Below are 18250 nucleotides of genomic sequence, written 5' to 3' on the forward strand. Positions count from 1 at the left end.
TGATTATTAATATTCTGAGAATACTCGTTTAATTGATTCTGCCTATGGCGCGATTTAAAAAAATGAATGACTTCAATTTTTTAACAGTTGTTAGAGGCTTTCATTCATTAAATATTTTTCAATGATCTTAACCTGTAGTTTAGTTGAAAGCATTCCATCTATGAGTATATCCGCTTCAGCTTTAAATTTCGTATCATCAAATAGAGGTCTTGAGTGGTTTAAATAAAAATCGATTTCAGAAACAAGCTCATTTTTTGTTCTATTCGTTTCTTTGTAATTTCTAAGTAACCATCTACATAATGAAACATCGAGTGGGACGTCAAGGTGAACCCATGTATCAATATACACTCCAGTCTGCGTATGAAATCGTCCTAAAGGAGCATCAAAAATAATATATTTTGTAGGATTAAGAGTGACTTGTAATGTTGGATGAGCTATGGGTTGTTTAACTTTAAGAGATTCAAGAATTTCTGCCAATTTCTGATAATTCCACTCGACATAGTTTTCTCCACGTTTATACCAGTCAACATAATCCTCCGGTCCTGTGGAAATCTCATCAAAATCATCCCAATTAATAAAAGTACTATGTAACTCTTTCGCAAGCTCCATGGTAAGTGTGGATTTTCCAGCACCCATGTTTCCACTAATACCAATAATATGAGATGCCATAGAATTTATTTTCCCTTGTTATAAAAAAGCCTTAAATTCATAATATAAAGTAAGGGCATTATTTAGATCTCTCTGGTAATTTCATTACCATTAAATGCGTTTGCTCTCCTTTAAAAACACCAATATCCATTTCGAAATCACCAGCCATTTTAAAGCCAGCTTTTTCATAAACATGCTTTGCTCGTGGATTATGTTCAGCTGGGTCAATGAAAAATGTATCTGCAGAAGGATCTATTTCTTTTTGAAAAAATTCTGTAAACAATTTTAATGTTGGCGCTGCTAATTTTTTACCCAAATAAGTTGGGTTACCAATCCCAAAATCAATACTGTATGTTGCCCCTGATATTGAAATATTATCTTGCCATATTGGTGGAAGATCATCGTCTTTATTAACGATGGCAGTTAGGATAAAGCAAAAAGGATTATTGTCGACCAGGCCAATCCAATAGGTAAAAATTCCATCGAAATAGTTAGATGGGTTAACACGCCCATCTATAAAGTTGATAATATCATCCTTATGTTCTTGGCTATTATCCCAAAATTCTTGCATATGCGGCTCAGCAAGCCATTGAAATATTATCTCTTGATGTGAATGATTAACTTTTTCAAAATGAATTAGATTAATAAGGCTTGTCGATGTCATCTAAACTCTTTGATTTATTTCAGTATATTTTTGTATATCATAAATGACAAAGGCTTCCGAAGAAGCCTTGAACGTGGCATCAACAAGGATTATCATCTCCATTTTTGTTGTGCCAGCTACAATGGGCGGACCTTTGTGTAGCCTCGAATGCCTGATGCTAAAGCAGAGCAGGAACGATGAAATTATATTAATTTCTGTAATAAATTACAATTTATTTGTTAATTTGGATAATTTTAGCACATGAAATACCCATTTATAAATTTCTCTAACCTACTCTTCCATGCTTATTTCTAAAATAATCTCTTTAATCCAATAGTCCCTTTAATCTATATAATCAGACCTAATAGCAATAAGGTCTTAATTCAATTCGCCCACAACGGTATTATTCACTGTTTTTAATGCGATAAAATTTACATTCTATACCATGCCCAATTCCATCTTTATAGTAATGCATTCCACATTTTTCCATTACACGATGAGAGGCTTTGTGTTCTATGGGAGCAAAAGCAATAATAAAATCGGTTTTGATATTTTTTTTACTCCAATTAAGAAGGCCTTTTAAAACCTCTGTAGCATAATTCATGCCCCAAAATTTTTTTGCTATTAAATATCCAACCTCAATTTCTCCAGTCTCTATAGGACCAAAACCACAGCGTCCGATAAATTCATTAGATTCTTTATTAAATATAACAAAACAAGGAAGTCCATATTCTTTATGAAAGCCTATAAACTGTTGAATTCTTAGTTTGGTTTGCTCCTTCGATTGCACTCCCTCAGGAAAGTACTTTCTAACTTCTGGGTCTAAATTTAATTCAGCCACTAGATGTAAATCTTTTTCATCTATAAGGCGTAATTTGGTGCGTTCAGTTTCGATTTCTAGCAGCATAGTATTTTCCTATCATTTTATTGATCACAACAACGGCTTTTTTAGTGATGTAATCCCTTGAGTTAAACTAAGTGTATATTTACTTTAGTGAATCAACTAAAGGTTTTTACTGCCATCCACTGTTTAATAATTAACAAATTGACTACGAATAGACATTAATTTTGTTTGCCTCCATAGGCGGAGATTCCTTCATTACCTCTGCCTTTTTTATGGATACTAACTGCTTTTTGAAGGTACCATCTTTTGCAAAACATATCCTGCTTTTGTTTGCAGTGTTTCATAAATATCTTGAAAAACTGGGTTTTTACTTTGTGCTGAATTAACTTATTTTGCAAACTCCAAAGGAGATTTCCCGATACGTTTATCAGTCTAATCAGGATCCACACCTGCTTCTAATAATATTTTTACAAGCTCCAGATTTCCACATCCTATCGCCTTAGAAAGTGTTTTGGCATTAAATTTCTCTTTGTCTTCATTTGAAGCTGGTATTAAGCGTAAAGAGACAGGATTTTTGCAATCTTTCAATTTTTGTTGAAGTAGTCCCAGATAACTATATAGATCCCAGGTGGTATAAGACCCACTAAAAACAGGGACAAAAGGAACCCCTTCCAGTATTTGAGGAGGAAGTAACAAAGAAGCTGCAGCATCAGTAATTTGATGCTTCATTTTACCTTGAAACAATATGGAGTGGGCGTGGGTTGCATATAATTCAACACATCTAAAAACATATCAATAGTAAGTCGAGCTCGATCTTCTAGCTAAGGCATGTATTAATTTCGTAAATTGTTCATTAGCTAGATTATTATTTATATAGTTATCTATGGGATAGAAATTATTGCCTAGATTTCTTTCCTCGAGTACATCGTTAACTAGCTTTTTGAAATAGCCACCCTCTCCTCTTTTATTTTCTCCATTTCTTGAGGAAAATATTCTGTAGGAATCGCAGCCATTTGTTTAAGTCGTTCTTTAAATAGATCGTACTCCCTAATAGAACTGCTTGTGTGCCATTTGGCAAAGTCCAAAGCACATGCCGTTTGGATTTCCTCTGTATCCTAAACTCTGCACGCTTTCGATAAACCATTCCTGTCCCACAGGCAGTTCGTTCATAGTTTCAAAATTGTTATATCTAATATATAAATTATAGACATGTAGTATATTTTTACCCCAAACTCAGACCCAATAAAATAAGGATCTGAGGTCTTCCAGCATGAGGGCTGAGATACAGCTGAAGGCTATGATTCAGGCAAAATTGATTTAAAGTTTGATGGCTGCTTTTATTGCATCCAAGCATTCTTCATTCACTTGGTCAGTTGGTAACTCACTACCGCCAGGAACTTTGTTTTTTACTGCAAATGCAGTTAAATATTTCAAACTTTGGGGTGTATAAGTAATTTGTTGCTTGATTTTATTAGGAAGTTTGCTGATGGCAGCTTCGTCTAAGTGCATTGATTTAACGAGTGTAGCAGTTAGTTCCGCTAAACTTGATAATCGTGGTTTGGCAAAATCTGTTCGACGTCTTAATTCCCATTCAGGATGACCTGCATGTTCTAATAAAGAATCCAATTGTTTAATACGTTCATTGGCTTCATCAATTGAGTTAGCTTCTTTTATTTTGATAACAAAAAGTTCATATTTCTTCTTTAGTAACAAAAGAGTCTTGTTACCAAAAGGAACTTTAGCTTCAAATAAAAGGTATTGGAAAACAGCTGCAGACGGTCTTCGGCTATCAAGGGTTACATCTAAGACAGAATTCTTCTCTTTGTCTTCTTTCAATAAATCATTTGAGTTCCCAAATTGCAGCAAACATTTTAAAGCTTCTATGTGTCCGCAATAAGCTGCTAAATGAAAAGCTGTTGCTTGATTGTTAGGTTCGGTGCTATATAAGTCTTCAGGATGCTCTCCTAGATGCTTTCGAATGGCTTCAGCATTACCGCGTAGTGCAAGTTGGATAATGCGAGGTAGCTCAATAGTTTTTAGGTAACTTTCTTGCATGCATAACCTCCAAAATGAGGCCGCAATTCTACCATAAATTATGGTCAAAGATCGAATTTCACTCAATTCGCACTATTTTTATTTTACGGAGTATCCTTAGGTTGTACTACTGATTCAGCCTTCTTATCAGAATCCACCGCCTCTTTTTCTAAAGTCTTAAAGACCCCTTTTTTCATGGAGCGTGCTAAGGGACTCGAGCTTTTTGTTAGGGGAGCTTTTTTCTCCTCGGGTAGATCACTGGAAGTTTTTGATGCAGTAGGTTCCCTATTCATTTCGTCGGAAATATCTTCTTTTTCAGCATCAGAGTCATTCTTTTTTTGGGTTTTTTTCTCTGATTTATGCTCTGATTCTTCATTTTGAGTTAAATCAGTGGTCTCAGATTCTTCAGCTAAAAATTCATAATATTCTGTACTTTTAAGCTCATCTACTTTTTCCCGTTCATCCCTTCTTTGATGAGATTCCTCTTCGTCATTAGACAGCTCAAGCTCAGCGACCTCTTCTTCAATCATTTTTAAGTTAGAATTAACCAGTTGCGTAACGTCTTCTACCCGGCTTTGCTCAGCAGTTCTTGGAAAGTATTTATTATAGTCTTTTTTACTTACAGCTTCTGGAAAATCAATTTCTATTAAATTACTTCCATCAGAACCTATCACTAAATTTTCAGGCTGTCCTTCATATAAACGTATAAATCTAAAATTCCTTGCAGTAATTTCAGGTCTTCCTGCTAAAATACCGTAAGATTTTCCTTGATTCGCAAGAAAATTGTCTAGCTCCTCATCAAAAACTGGTAGTGTGTTTTCAGTAATTAGGCAAACTATTTGGTTGGGTGCCTTATAAAAAGAGGATTGAGTATACGCTTCTAAACTCGGATACATTTCTTGAAATTTTATTGCTTCGGTATGGCTATGGAACAAAACACCCCGGGTTATCTCTGGCCCTTTAACTTCCTCGTCGTCTGTTACCAGCCATAATTTCACAAAAGGTGATGCTAAATCAGAAGCGGCATCTCTCTGAAACCTTTGTGTAGTTAGGTCAATTGGTTCATAAAATTCGCATTCATTAAATTTGCCACTATAACCTATTCCGTTATGAACCTCTTTTAAAATATGTAAGCTAAGGTTCGTTAAGCCAATAGAGTTTTCCTGTAAACCTTTACTAAATCCAGCCCCTGCAATAGTAAGTATAGGAACTGCTTTCAGCACTTTTTTTGTGCTGTCAATAAAATCGTTCTTTGTCATTTCTCTGAATTTTTGCCGTCTGGTATTATCAGTTAACCATTCATTAGTGCGATAAATTTCTAAAATTTTCATTATAACCAGCCTGCATGAAACTGCTTCTCTTCAACTTGAATGAAATTATAGCACAATTATTAAACAGACTGATCAATAGATATCAAATTAACAGAGATAGAGATTGGATAACTTTAAAAAACAATTATTGAAAGAAAATTGAAAAATTACCCTTTATTGGAATAATATAAAAGAACCGCAGAAACTTTGTAGATACTGGAGTTATTCCTGATTTATAGAGACAGTCCCTTGAATAACCCCTATGACTAAAAATAAATAGCTTATGTTCAAGCAACACTTTCAAGAGCAACAAATCATTGAGCTTTTAAATGTTCATTTTGGAATTTTCATTCATTCGGCACAACTCATCCAGAGTGGAGCGGATATGAATTCGTTTGCATATAAAGCGGATTCAGAAACCAATTCTTATTTTGTGAAGCTGAAATACGGGCATTACGATGAAATTAATTTGTCAATCATCCGTCTCTTGCAGGATTCAGGAATAAAAGAAATTATAGTACCTCTGCCAACACTCGAAGCAAAACTATTTCAACAAATAGAGCATGTTAAAATAATTGTGTATCCATTTATACAAGCACCGAATGGATTTGATGAAAAGTTAACAAAAAAACAGTGGTGTCAGCTGGGGAAAGTATTAAGACAAATTCATGAAACCCCTTTGCCGCCATCTGTTAAAAAACATTTAAGAAAAGAAATGTATTCATCCCAATGGCGCGATATCGTCAAATCCTTTTATACTAAAATGAGCTTGGATAGTTCAGATGATATGATTGCTACTGACTTCAAATCTTTTTATAATCAGCATATTGACGCAATTAAACATTTAGTGGATTCCTCAGAAGCACTTTCTAAAAAAATTCAACCCGATATCGATGAATACGTATTATGCCATTCTGATATCCATGCGGGTAATGTATTGGTGGTTAATGAGGAGGCAATTTATATTATTGATTGGGATGAACCTATTCTAGCTCCTAAGGAACGTGATTTGATGTTTATTGGTGGTGGCGTGGGTAATGTATGGAATGCATCTCAGGAAATTCCTTATTTTTATGAAGGATATGGTCGAACTACCGTTGATAAAACAATTTTATCTTATTACAGACATGAACGCATTGTCGAAGATATAGCAGTGTATGGACTAGACTTGCTTTCCCAGAATCAAAGCTATCAGTCCAGACTTGAAAGCTTTAAACATTTTAAAGAGATGTTTAATCCTAACAACGTTGTTGAAATAGCTTTTGCTACAGAGCAATAATAAGTCAATGCACAGAATAATCTACCAATCTACTCAATTTATTATTATTAAATCAAGAGTGGATGCTCTTTTTAAATTTAAGATGTCCCATTTTCAAATGGCTGTGGGACCTTTATATGTGCTTGATATCAAAGCCTCTATATTATTTATTATTGATCTCATTGAACAATGTACTAGCGTTTTATCATTTAGAAAATAAACAGTTCTTAGTTTTTAATGCATTTAAATTTTTCTACATAAAGATGGAACTGAGTGCTTGAAAAACAAAGAGTTTAATATAAGATACAATATAACATTTTTTTTAGCTACTTGATTTTCAATCAAGTTTTTTGATTATTTAATAGTACAGGATGTAAATAAAAAAGGTATAAAAAAGGTATGATTCAAGTAAATGTTTGGCTCTCTACAACACAGATTTTGGGCAAACGAATTAAAAATCGTTTTTTTGGCCCTTTATTAGCCTCTGAGGATAAAGGGGAACATATTGGACATGCTAATTTTGTTATGGAACTTAATGAACACTCTCCAGGATTTGCAAAATTAGAGGATAAATCATCTATCTTATGCGCCAAGAAAAGTCTATGTTATGTTCCTGAGGCCATTGTCGGTCAATCTGGTAGGTATTATAAACGTAAAGCGCTTCGAAGCGTTCAAGTAACACATAGTTTCTGGCCAGAAGAAAGACCCTCTTCAGGAGAGTTATTTCGGGATTTTTTCAATCTCTTACATCTTGCTCCGAAAGCTAAAGGCACAAAACCAGAGATATCAGATCATGATTCGGATATGAAAAGAGAAGATAGTAATAGCCGTACTCTTGCTATTGAACATCCTGCCTATAGAAAGAAACAAAAAAAGATCGATGATGCCAAGAGAATTAATCTTGATGCAACCGTTAAAGTTTGGAATATTGATGGGGATATAGATAATAGAAGAACTGCCGTAGAAAAACTCAATCAATTAATAATCAAACAACAAAATTTGATTCTTTCATATAATCAACTTGTCGAACACTCTCAGACTGAACTGGATGCATTAAAGAAAACAAAGAATGAGATAGCCGCGCAAGTATTAAAAAATACTAAAAAAACTATTTTTCCTACTAGGCTACTAAATTATTTAAATAAAATTACTAAACCTGATGCAAAGACAATCGCTGAAATATTTCGTTTAACTCTAGAGTTAAACGATTTGCAGAAAGAGAATGAAACACTCAATCAAGCTTTGGTTGTTCTTGAAAAAAATATTGAACAAACTCAAATTAATTACCAGGCACAGTTAAAAACGAGTCAAGAAGAACTAGATCAAACAGCTAAGGAAATCATACTGCTTCAGAGTCAAATTCAAGAACTTAATCAAAGAATAAACGGCATGGATGAGACTGCTGTTGAATTATTAAAAGCAAACGTTCGAAATCGAGCAGATTTTCTTTCCCGAAAAGAAAATTTATTGCTAAATTCAAATAAAACAGAAGGCAAACATCCAGAGCATTCAATCCAACTACCCACTAGTGAAAGCGGTTTACGCTATCATATTAATGAGTTAGCAGTTATAAATGCAATGGAAAAAGAGAGTAATGAAAGTTATTGTTTCATACAAAATAACTGTGCGAAAAGTGTCAAACGTTGTCTATTGGCTGGAATACAACATTTAAAGGCTGAGCTCAAAAAAAATGGAGTTTCCGATAGTTTTTTCAAACCTCAAGCTATTGAAACAACAAATGGGGTTTATAAGTGGGCTCGATCATTGGAGCGTGAACTGAACAAGTTAAATAGTCGACCAGAAGCGGAAATAGAAGTAGAAAAAGCATCTCATAGAATGAGCTATAAATAAACTTTTCTGCTGTAAATCTATTTTTTCTCAGCAACGTCCCTCATGAAGGGACGTGGAGCTGAGATATAAATCGCTTAAGAACGGGCCTATCAAAGTACTTTGACTTAGCCACGCCATGAGAACACGCCAGCGATCCCATTATCATGCACCCTTTCACTTAACTGCCCAATGTAGGACAGCCGTAAATTCAAATGGCCTGGATGATTTGACCAATTTAAACCCGCATCAATTAGCAACGAATCCTTGGCAATGGGAACACCACTGATTTGAAAAGGTATGCCACCACTTACAAAGTGCTGCAGAACTTGGGGAGTTAGGCCATTATAGGCATGTTGCCAACCTAACAGAATGTTCTCGCTGACTGTAAAACGTTCTCCCTTATATAAATTACTCGTCTCCCGAGCACCCAGTGTGGAGTAAAACACATGGTCACTTCCCTCACCTCTCAAAGCCGAAAGTCCACCTCGCTCTGCCCACCGGTCGTTATCAACGTTCACATAGGCGATACCTACAAAAGGCTCTAACTCCACACGCTTGACATTCATACTATATCCGGTTTCAGCAAAAATCTGTCCAGTGTGTGCATGGAAGTTTGACATGAGATGATTGCTAAACCCAGGAAAAATTACGTCGCGATTTATATCAACATTATCCCAAGCATACGCACCTCCCACACGTATACCCCAACTATTGAAGCGGGCACCGCCATAGGCTCCAAGATAATAATTTTCACTGACAGCGGATGAGCTCCTGGTATTTACATTAAAGTTACTATGGCTATATCCACCCACGATCCCCAAACGAAAAGCCTCACCGAACATTCCGTCGGTTCCCAGAAATACTCCACCCGTAGAACGGTTTAAGGTCGCTGCATTGCCATTTCCCTCCAAATCACCCCAGGAACCATATCCGTCACTCCAAAATGACCAACCATCTTGAGGGTCTATTATATGTTTGCCAAACTTATCCACAAACACACTTCCGCGGTCCGCAAATACTTGCTGCAAATGATTTAATACCGCAGAACGCAGATATCTGCTCTCCTCAATAAATGCTCCAAGCGCTGAAGCATAAATTTCTCCAGATAAGCTATTGAGCGCTCGTTGTACCTGCTGTGCATTTAACAAATTAGCCATGGCATCATACACTTGATTGCCTGCTCCCAGGCTTTCTACGGCATTAGCCGTGGCTATCTCATTGGGTGTACTCGCCAAATCAGCAAAAAGAATAGCCGAGCGTAAAACCACCAAATATACATTGTTGCTGTCGTAATTTAGGTTTAAATCCAGAAAAGGCATTAACTGATTAAGAACATCATATTGTCCGGTCACTCCAGAATCAGCGTGCAATATAGTATACTCGGTGTTCGCTACATAAGTCCCGGGAGCCCCTAATACTTCCACCGTACCAGCAATATTAGCCGTACCGCTTACATCAATGAAATCGGATTGTCCCTGGGAGTTAATTTCCACTTCATAAACAGAATTCGTCGTTTGGGTATAATTACCGCTAACCGTCAGAGTACCTATGGAGTTGCCAGGAGCAATAGTGCCGTCTACTGTGACATCTCCTACAGTTCCACTTCCCCTTAATGAACCATCCCGATTTATCAGCAAATCACCACCCAGGATGCCATTGACATTAAGAACGCCCTCGTTGACCGTCATGGAGCCTGCAAATTCACTGCTGTCGCTAGTGAGCGCAAACACACCTAAACCTCGCTTCGTTAATTCTCCTGTTCCTTGAAAAGCTCCTGCAAACTCAGTGGAATGTACCGTACCAAACAACAAGCTACCGTCAACATTCACCAGGCTGCCTGCAACACCAGCTAAGTCCTGTATCGATTGATTACTGCCCGAACCAATTGCTAAAACACCAGTACTACCGGTTAAGTTCACACCGGCACTGGACGCAATTTTCCCACCAGCCCCCAAAGTTAAGGTCCCTTCGTTGATAAATGTGTGGCCGGTAAATGTATTATTGCTATTAAGTATCAATGCGCTGCTGCCGGTTTTTATCAACGCCCCAGTTCCGTTAATGATGCCATTTAAGATTAAATCCGCCTGGGTTTCAAAGGTGCCCTCCCCATTTAAGGACACTGAGCGGCTATTGGTAATAGTAGCGGTGTTACGCAAAGTACCTCCGGTAAAAACAAGACCTCCAGTGGCATTACCCAAATTGGCATTTTGAGAGATACTTAACACTCCTGAAGCAATCGTAGTATCGCCTGTGTACGTGTTTAACCCCTGTAAAACCAAAGTACCCAAGTCTGTCTTGGTTAAGCCATCAACACCATCCAGCACCGCATCAATGGTTGCTGTCATTGCTGAACCCAAAAAACTGCCATCGCCAACCCGAATTGTAGCAGCCTCCGTCAGCAAAAGAGAGGCTCCCGTTAGCGTATATCCATCCACTGCGAACTGCAGACCTGTAGCACTAACCTGACCATCACTATTGTCTATAGTAATCGTACCGGCTGCTCCTTCAAATACTGCAAATGCATTATTAGACTTATAGGGTGCATTCAAAGTACCGCTGCTATCAGTCCAATTGTCATTAGTCAAATTCCAGGTCCCTGTACCACCGTTTACCACGCCATTGTTAAATGGGCCTGAGCCATCCCAGAAATTTAAAGTTACACCGGTACTGTTCACCAGATTTACTTGATTAGCTACAGACGTTTGTATTTTATAATTGGAGTTGTTCGTTTCTAATCCATTGTCCGTCAAACTGCCGCCATAATTCATCAGTCGATACACGCCCGCACCAAAGCCTTGAGTCTGATTGATACTTAGGGTGCCATCCAGCGTCAGGTCATTATTTACTATGAATAATGGATCGCCGCTCGGACTGCCAAGGGTAACATCCAGTGTACTGCTACTACCTAATAGCAGCGATTCCATCGTTAATACTTCACCACCCACACCAATCAGTGTCCCATTAACTGTCACCGTTTTACCAATCGTTGCCCCATTGCCGCCACTTAAGAATGCCCCGGAAGCCACTGTTATATTACTGCTGGCTAAACTGCCCGTGATGTGCAATCCTCCTTCTTTAAGGAGAGTGTTTCCAGTAAAGCCGCCACTATCTCCTGCCAAAACAACTGTGCCACCACCCTGCTTGGTTAATTCTCCAGTACCCTGGAATACTCCACTAAAGGTAGTTGAATTTGCCGTTCCAAAGGAAAGACTTCCGTCAATATCCGCCTGGCTGCCAGCAACACCTATTAAATCCTGTATCGTTTGATTACTGCCCGAACCAATATCCAAAACAGCAGCACTACTGGTTAAATTCACAACAGCACTGGAGGCTATACTTCCAGAAGCTCCCAAAGACAAGGTACCTTCATTAATAAGTGTGGTACCAATATAGGTGTTTTTACCATTGAGTATTAATGCACTACTTCCACTCTTTAGCAGCGAACCAACTCCGCCCATAACTCCATTTAAGGTTAAATCAGCCAAAGTCTCAAAAGTGCCATTGCCATCTAAACTTACTGCACGGTTGCTGGAAATATTGCCCGTGTTACGCAAAGTTCCTCCATTAAAAACAAGACCTCCTGTGGCATTCCCCAAATTCGCATCTTGAGAAATACTTAACACACCCGATGCAATCGAAGTACCGCCTAAGTAGGTATTTATCCCCTGTAATACCAATGTACCTAAGCCCTCTTTCACCAGAGAACCCGCTCCCGAAATGACGCCAGAATGATCCAGGGTAGTATTTTCATTAGTTATGAAGGTAGCACCATTTGCACTTACAAAGGTAGTTCTACTGGTTGCTACATTCCCAAGCGTTTGTAATCCACCGCCATCAAATAGCAAATCGCCGGACGAAGCCCCAAGGCTCCCATTGTCTGAAATAGCTAAAACACCTTCTCTGATATTCCAATCCATCACTGTGTTTGATGTACCAACGAGTGTCCAGATACTTGAACCCTGCTTTTCGAAAACTCCAAAATTCAGATATTGCGTCCCTATGGCAGACACATTCAAAGTACTGTCTTCTGAACCACCTAGAATAAAGGTATCACTAAGACTAAAAGCCTGGACATTTCCTAGTATATTAGAGCCATTACGTAATTCCAGGACATTAACTCCACCAGAAAACTCGATGGCATTTGCACGGCCTGAACCAACCAAACCACCTTCAATAGTACCTGAATTTACCACACTAAGATTATTTCCTCTGATGCCTGTTCCACCATTAGTTCCTCCAATTCCCGCATCACCGGCACGGATAACACCCGCATTTGTAACTGATGAACTGCCTGTTGTTGTGCTTATTTCGATACCATTGCCTCCATTTCCGGTACCACCACCTTTTCCCCCAGAGATCGTTCCAGTACTCTCATTTGTGATAATATTATTACCACTAACACTACTCTGGATGATAGATGCTGCACCATCCCCATCATTCGAGCCTCCAGTGGTCATCAACCCAGAATTTATAATGATATTACTACCATCGTCACTGGTTTGAATTACATCAGACCAACCCGTCCCAGAAGGCTCGGTTGTTACGATAATCCGACCGTTATTTATTAGTATGTTATCGCCTTCTCCAGGCCCAGAGATTTGCTCAATTGGAGTAAGACCTGTCGCTAATATATCCCCATCATTTTGAATAAAACTTGAGAATAACCATTGACTACCATAAACATTAAAATGGTTAAGGGGAGTGTTTGTAATACTATAAGGGGAAATTAGAGTTTTGTTCAGGAGGTCACCTGAATTAAACGCATAATCAGGAACACTAAAAAACTCTAATACGACCAGAAATCCATTGGCAATTAATTTTTTTTGATGCATTAAGTAAATCCATTTATAAATGTACCTTACTATGGGAATAAATTTCAGGTTATGTCAATTAATAAATTTATTAAGGAAGTGTCCTGAATATTGCACATCGACAAGGAAATGGAAAATACCCAACGCCAATTTGTTTGCCGAAACGCGAGGTATGAAACGATTAGATAAGCTGCAAAAAGTTTATTGTCTTTAGATCAATTTTTTTCTTAAGATGTAACTGGTATAACCTATAAAATTATCTGGCAATGTGGCAATCACTTGATAACCAAGTTTCTCATAGAAACCTTTCGCTTGAAACTCTGCCGTATCAAGTTGGATCATAGTGCAATTATTTTCTTTCGCGAAAGTTTCTAGAGTCGCGAATAGATCTCGCCCTAATCCTTTACGGCGATATTTTTCATGGACCCACACAGTAAACACCCTGCATAAGGGACCGAATACATCTCCTTTAATCCCACCACAAATTTCAGACGAATCATTTTGCACATAGATAATAAATGGTTTTGCTTCATACTTCCCAATAATTGATTCGTTATAATTTTTTAGATTTTCATTGATGATTTTAGAAATAGCTTCATTTTCTTTAAAATCAATAATAATATTTACTGAACCCTCCATGCTCTCTCCAACTTATAAGACTCAATTTATCCTGCTGTTATAGATATTTAATCACATATTTAACTTGAGAACACATCAAATTGACCATCTCATGAAGTAAATCGATTTGCACTAAATGGTAATGGATCTGCGATTAAGTCCCCTTCTGTTATCATTTCTGCAATTAAACGTCCAGTCACAGGCCCAAGCGTCAAACCGTGATGAGCATGTCCGAATGCAAACCAAAGCTTTTTATGCCGGGGAGCTTGGCCAATAATAGGAAGCATATCCGGTGTACAAGGTCTACATCCCATCCAGGGAGTTTCATCGAGTCGGGTTGTAATTGGAAAAAGAGAGCGTGCAATAGGTTCTACCAACTTGAGTTGCACTGGAGTTTTTTTTGAGTCTCGTGATGCAAACTCAGCTCCCGTAGTGAGACGAATTCCTCGACGCATTGGTGCTAACAGATAGCCATTTTCTACATCAAGTATTGGATGATTAAGTTGGACATTATGTCTCATGGAATAATGCATATGGTATCCGCGTTTGACTGCGAGGGGTAAATGATATCCCAGTCGAGAGCATAAAGTATCTGACCATGGTCCCAATGCAATGACTGCCGTGTCGGCTTTAAGCAAACCCTTCTCTGTGTTGACCGTCCATTGCTCCGCTAAAGTGAATGCGTCACCCCAAAAAAAGCGGCCACCAAGATGTTCAAAATAATGTGCATAGGCTGCAACTAAGGCAGCTGGATCATTCACCGCCTCAGAATCAATATAACGAAAACCTCCTAACAAAGATTTATCCAGATGAGGTTCTGCTTGAGATATCGAAGCTGAGTCCAAATACTCGAATCGGATTCCATATTCATTTTTGCATTGTTCAGCAAATCGCATTTCCATATCTTGTTTTTTTGCAGTTCGAAATATCTTTATCCATCCACCAGAATGGAATAAATGGCTTACGCCTGCTTGCTCAGCTAAAAAATGATGTTCCGTAACGCTATGTTGAATTAAAGTTGCATAGGAACGGGCAATCTCTGCATGGCGCAATGAATGAGAATTCACCCAGTATTTCCATAGAAACGGTGCAAGCCTTATAAGCGATTTAGGATGATACCTAACCTCAGGGGAACAATTCAAAGCATACTTGAATAAGGAGGCCATATCTCTTGGAAATGGATAAGGATATACCCCTTCACGTTGGATCAATCCGGCATTTCCAAAAGAGGTTTCACTTCCGGGTGCCTTCAAATCAATTAATGCCACAGAACGCCCTCGCATTTGTAAATGAATTGCAACCGATACTCCTACAATTCCACCGCCAAGGACAACGGCATCAAATTTCATAAATAAATACTCCGCTTATGAGATAATGCAATGAATTGCCATTATTGAGTTTATTGGATGAGTTTATAACCTGTAAATAGTTAATTTTTCAATAAGGTACAACTGGGTTCTTACAACCTTTTATGAAAGTACAATTACTAGGTAGGCTAAATATAAAACTCCATTCAACAGTAATGCCTTTATTTGAATTCCACGAGTGCCAATATTAAATCTTAGCCATGCTGTAGCAATATAGGTTACAAGAATACCGGTGAGGACTATTCTAGAGGGCTCCCAAGGTGTTAGGAGTATTCCTAATGCAGGAAGTAAAGTACCCTGAAAAACCATCGCGCCGGTTATATTGCCAAAAGCTAGAGTATCTTGACCTTTTCTTACCCAAATCACACTATTCACTTTTTCGGGTAATTCCGTTGCTATAGGAATGACTAATAATGATAAAAGCAAAACGGGTATGCCTAGAGAGTTAGCCGCCTGCTGTACTCCGTGAATGAACCCTTTTGCACTCAATACTAATAAAAATAAACCCAAAATTAATTGGATCAAAATGGTTAGAAGGTTGTTTTTTAACCCGAGTTTAGTGATCAATAAGGGTTCGTTTGTGATTACCGAATGACCATCTTCAACCAACGCCTTAGAGGCTCTGAAAGTGAGCATCAAGTAAATAAAATAGAGAGTAACAAGAATAATGCAAAATAGAATACGGATGTAGTTTGGTTCTAAGGGAAGGAACATCGCTAAGGCTGCGAATGTGAAAGCGACTAAGAAAAAAGTCATATCACGTTCAAAACCAGTGCGTTCGGGTGTTATATATCCATTTAAGCCTCTTTTTTTAATAACTGAACACGTCATGATAAAAGTTGATAAAGTGGATAACATTAACGGGGCACCTAAGATTGCTCCTACACTAATTTCTTCATTTACTTGTCGATCAGCCGTTCCTGCAATGATTGCAAGAATCGGCACTGTAGTTTCAGGAAGCGCAGTCGATATAGCAGCAAATATTGAACCAGTAACCCCCGTTGAAATATCTATTTTTTCACCAAAATACTCAAGCGCATTAGAAAATAGTTGCGCGGAGATTAAAATAAGGATCAACAAAACTAATAGTTCAAACCACATATACATATTGTATCCCTCTTAATTGCAGGCAATAATTCATACATAAGTACTTTTTCAATGTATAATTTGAGAGCGTTTATTAAAAGTACAAAAATTTTAATGTCCAACATAATTCAGAATAACTAAAATACAAGGCCCTTGGGCTATGATATTGATATTATGATGTTTACAATTTTGAATGGCTAAGTCGCTTTCGGCTCCAGGCTGCATCCAAATGTTTTTAATCCTTTTTTTAATCGCTTCTTCCACAATTTTCTCAGTAATAGCTGGTGGCGTTATAATGGAAATACTTTCCACCTCATCGGGTAATTCCCTCACTGAATGCACGACAGATACGCCTTCAATTAAATCCTCTTGAGGATTTACTGGATAAACTGTTTTATTGTTCTCAAGATAACAACGTAAGACCTTATTACCATATTTTGACCGATTAGAGGAAGCCCCAATAACAGCAAAGGCTTTTGACTGGAAGAATATTTCAATTTGGTGATTTATCATTGTGGTTTCACTTGAATAGTTGGCATTCATTAAGTTTAGCAGTGAATATTAAGCCCTAGTATATTTTACTAATCATAATATTTTTCCAATTTCAATGTCGCGCGGATCACTTTCATGATGGTCAGGATCATCAAATGGCATGTTAACGTATTGATGATGCAAATAAAAATTTATCGCTTCAGGAGAGGATTGTATGTTTAGTTTAATAATGCCCATATGCTGTAACCATCTTTCAATAAGAGTTAAGAAATTACTTCCTATACCCTTATTACGATAGACCTCATCGATCACAATTATTCTTAATGCAGCTCTTTGATTTGGCCAGAATTGGATATGGGCATACCCAACTCGGTTCGTTCCTTGATAAAGAACAAAATGTATGTGGTCCTTATGATCAAATGTCCAGGTATAGGGATCTGAAATCGGTACTTTATCAAAAAAATATTTTTGACGAAAAGTACGTGCTGATTGCCATTCTAGAGGCGTTAATGCTTTCACGATGCGAAGCTTAGTAAAGCCAGTTTTAGCCTCGATTTGAGTAATAAATTCCTCTTTCCCTAGACAATAAGCGGTAATATCATTGGGAAACTGTTTTGCTAAGTCTATTTTCAGTGTTGCATAAGTATCACTATCACTTGGATGGGATCTCATCCAATCTCGAAAATTCAAATGCCGTTCAATTTCTGAATTGTTCTCTTCAAAAACATGTACATTGTGAGTTCTTACTAATGCTCCTTTTTGAAAAAAACGACGAAATGGAATGCCATACTCACCCATAGTAGAATAACCAATGGTTTCCATTGCTTTTGAAGCTTTATCTACGAGCAAAATATCTTGAACAACAGGAAGGATATCAATAATAGGCTTTGCACTTAACCCTGGAACCGATGTTGAGCCTATATGATGGATGGCTATACAATTGTTCCCGAGTGTATGCTTTATTTGGCGTGCTTCTTTTGCAAAAAGTTCAGGCCATAATGAATTATAAGAAACAACTTCGACCGTTCTTTTCATTTTGTGTGTTGCCAGTAACAAAAAAAGTAAATCATACCTTAGACCTACCTTACACTCAATTTGAAGGATGCTTTTCTTAAACAATAATGGCATTAAGTTGGACTTAACCTTCTATTCGTTATAATTCTGTCAGCTATATCTCCTTTATGAAAGAACCAAAAAAAATTCTTATTGTGTGCATATTAATTCCTTTTGTTATATTATCATACACCTTGGTTATTTGTTATTTTTTCATAACCATGAATCCTAATCTTTTATATAACTAGTATATAAG

Annotated in this window: 14 protein-coding genes; 2 read left to right on the forward strand and 12 right to left on the reverse strand. The window is 37.6% G+C overall.

The features are described from left to right. Positions 1 to 90: 90 nt before the first annotated feature. The 6 genes from ACWTE2_RS17965 to ACWTE2_RS17990 form a co-directional block, all read right to left on the reverse strand. Complete coding sequence (locus ACWTE2_RS17965; protein WP_454783736.1) at positions 91 to 669, reverse strand: AAA family ATPase; 579 nt, start codon at positions 667 to 669, stop codon at positions 91 to 93. Positions 670 to 727: 58 nt separating this feature from the next. After that, complete coding sequence (locus ACWTE2_RS17970) at positions 728 to 1312, reverse strand: GNAT family N-acetyltransferase (RefSeq protein WP_454783737.1); 585 nt, start codon at positions 1310 to 1312, stop codon at positions 728 to 730. A 382-nt stretch (positions 1313 to 1694) separates the two neighbouring features. Further along, positions 1695 to 2198 carry a GNAT family N-acetyltransferase gene (locus tag ACWTE2_RS17975; protein ID WP_454783738.1) on the reverse strand — a complete coding sequence of 168 codons (504 nt, stop codon included), beginning with the start codon at positions 2196 to 2198 and terminating at the stop codon, positions 1695 to 1697. A 369-nt stretch (positions 2199 to 2567) separates the two neighbouring features. Further along, entirely contained in the window at positions 2568 to 2864 is a 297-nt protein-coding gene (locus tag ACWTE2_RS17980; RefSeq protein WP_454783739.1) for an ankyrin repeat domain-containing protein, read from the reverse strand. Between the two features lie 588 nt (positions 2865 to 3452). Next, positions 3453 to 4190: an ankyrin repeat domain-containing protein gene (locus ACWTE2_RS17985; protein ID WP_454783740.1), complete on the reverse strand. Its 738-nt coding sequence runs from the start codon at positions 4188 to 4190 to the stop codon at positions 3453 to 3455. Between the two features lie 83 nt (positions 4191 to 4273). Beyond that, entirely contained in the window at positions 4274 to 5500 is a 1227-nt protein-coding gene (locus ACWTE2_RS17990) for a hypothetical protein (protein WP_454783741.1), read from the reverse strand. Positions 5501 to 5762: 262 nt separating this feature from the next. Between ACWTE2_RS17990 and ACWTE2_RS17995 the strand changes: the two genes are divergently transcribed. Together ACWTE2_RS17995 and ACWTE2_RS18000 are read left to right on the forward strand one after the other, a co-directional pair. Beyond that, positions 5763 to 6758, forward strand: coding sequence for a phosphotransferase (locus ACWTE2_RS17995; protein WP_454783742.1), 996 nt, complete (start codon positions 5763 to 5765; stop codon positions 6756 to 6758). 378 nt (positions 6759 to 7136) lie between these two features. Next, positions 7137 to 8588, forward strand: coding sequence for a coiled-coil domain-containing protein (locus ACWTE2_RS18000; protein ID WP_454783744.1), 1452 nt, complete (start codon positions 7137 to 7139; stop codon positions 8586 to 8588). A 104-nt stretch (positions 8589 to 8692) separates the two neighbouring features. Here the strand turns inward: ACWTE2_RS18000 and ACWTE2_RS18005 are convergent, their stop codons facing one another. The 6 genes from ACWTE2_RS18005 to ACWTE2_RS18030 form a co-directional block, all read right to left on the reverse strand. Beyond that, positions 8693 to 13399 carry an autotransporter domain-containing protein gene (locus tag ACWTE2_RS18005; RefSeq protein WP_454783745.1) on the reverse strand — a complete coding sequence of 1569 codons (4707 nt, stop codon included), beginning with the start codon at positions 13397 to 13399 and terminating at the stop codon, positions 8693 to 8695. A gap of 189 nt (positions 13400 to 13588) precedes the next feature. Further along, entirely contained in the window at positions 13589 to 14017 is a 429-nt protein-coding gene (locus ACWTE2_RS18010) for a GNAT family N-acetyltransferase (protein WP_454783746.1), read from the reverse strand. 89 nt (positions 14018 to 14106) lie between these two features. Continuing rightward, on the reverse strand, positions 14107 to 15345 hold the full coding sequence (locus ACWTE2_RS18015; RefSeq protein ID WP_454783747.1) for an NAD(P)/FAD-dependent oxidoreductase: 1239 nt from the start codon (positions 15343 to 15345) through the stop codon (positions 14107 to 14109). Between the two features lie 120 nt (positions 15346 to 15465). After that, a complete protein-coding gene (locus ACWTE2_RS18020; protein ID WP_454783748.1) occupies positions 15466 to 16470 on the reverse strand; it encodes a sodium:calcium antiporter in 1005 nt (334 codons plus the stop codon). A 90-nt stretch (positions 16471 to 16560) separates the two neighbouring features. Beyond that, positions 16561 to 16962 carry a CoA-binding protein gene (locus tag ACWTE2_RS18025; RefSeq protein ID WP_454783749.1) on the reverse strand — a complete coding sequence of 134 codons (402 nt, stop codon included), beginning with the start codon at positions 16960 to 16962 and terminating at the stop codon, positions 16561 to 16563. A 72-nt stretch (positions 16963 to 17034) separates the two neighbouring features. Beyond that, positions 17035 to 17976, reverse strand: a complete 942-nt coding sequence (locus ACWTE2_RS18030) for a GNAT family N-acetyltransferase (protein ID WP_454783750.1) — start codon at positions 17974 to 17976, stop codon at positions 17035 to 17037. Positions 17977 to 18250: the final 274 nt, after the last annotated feature.

It is taken from the genome of Legionella nigrisilvae, assembly GCF_977063395.2.

Coding starts and splice junctions, on each gene's coding strand:
- ACWTE2_RS17965 (WP_454783736.1), bottom strand. CDS start 669: ATGGCATCTCATATTATTGGTATTAGTGGAAACATGGGTGCTGGAAAA.
- ACWTE2_RS17970 (WP_454783737.1), bottom strand. CDS start 1,312: ATGACATCGACAAGCCTTATTAATCTAATTCATTTTGAAAAAGTTAAT.
- ACWTE2_RS17975 (WP_454783738.1), bottom strand. CDS start 2,198: ATGCTGCTAGAAATCGAAACTGAACGCACCAAATTACGCCTTATAGAT.
- ACWTE2_RS17980 (WP_454783739.1), bottom strand. CDS start 2,864: ATGAAGCATCAAATTACTGATGCTGCAGCTTCTTTGTTACTTCCTCCT.
- ACWTE2_RS17985 (WP_454783740.1), bottom strand. CDS start 4,190: ATGCAAGAAAGTTACCTAAAAACTATTGAGCTACCTCGCATTATCCAA.
- ACWTE2_RS17990 (WP_454783741.1), bottom strand. CDS start 5,500: ATGAAAATTTTAGAAATTTATCGCACTAATGAATGGTTAACTGATAAT.
- ACWTE2_RS17995 (WP_454783742.1), top strand. CDS start 5,763: ATGTTCAAGCAACACTTTCAAGAGCAACAAATCATTGAGCTTTTAAAT.
- ACWTE2_RS18000 (WP_454783744.1), top strand. CDS start 7,137: ATGATTCAAGTAAATGTTTGGCTCTCTACAACACAGATTTTGGGCAAA.
- ACWTE2_RS18005 (WP_454783745.1), bottom strand. CDS start 13,399: ATGCATCAAAAAAAATTAATTGCCAATGGATTTCTGGTCGTATTAGAG.
- ACWTE2_RS18010 (WP_454783746.1), bottom strand. CDS start 14,017: ATGGAGGGTTCAGTAAATATTATTATTGATTTTAAAGAAAATGAAGCT.
- ACWTE2_RS18015 (WP_454783747.1), bottom strand. CDS start 15,345: ATGAAATTTGATGCCGTTGTCCTTGGCGGTGGAATTGTAGGAGTATCG.
- ACWTE2_RS18020 (WP_454783748.1), bottom strand. CDS start 16,470: ATGTATATGTGGTTTGAACTATTAGTTTTGTTGATCCTTATTTTAATC.
- ACWTE2_RS18025 (WP_454783749.1), bottom strand. CDS start 16,962: ATGATAAATCACCAAATTGAAATATTCTTCCAGTCAAAAGCCTTTGCT.
- ACWTE2_RS18030 (WP_454783750.1), bottom strand. CDS start 17,976: ATGAAAAGAACGGTCGAAGTTGTTTCTTATAATTCATTATGGCCTGAA.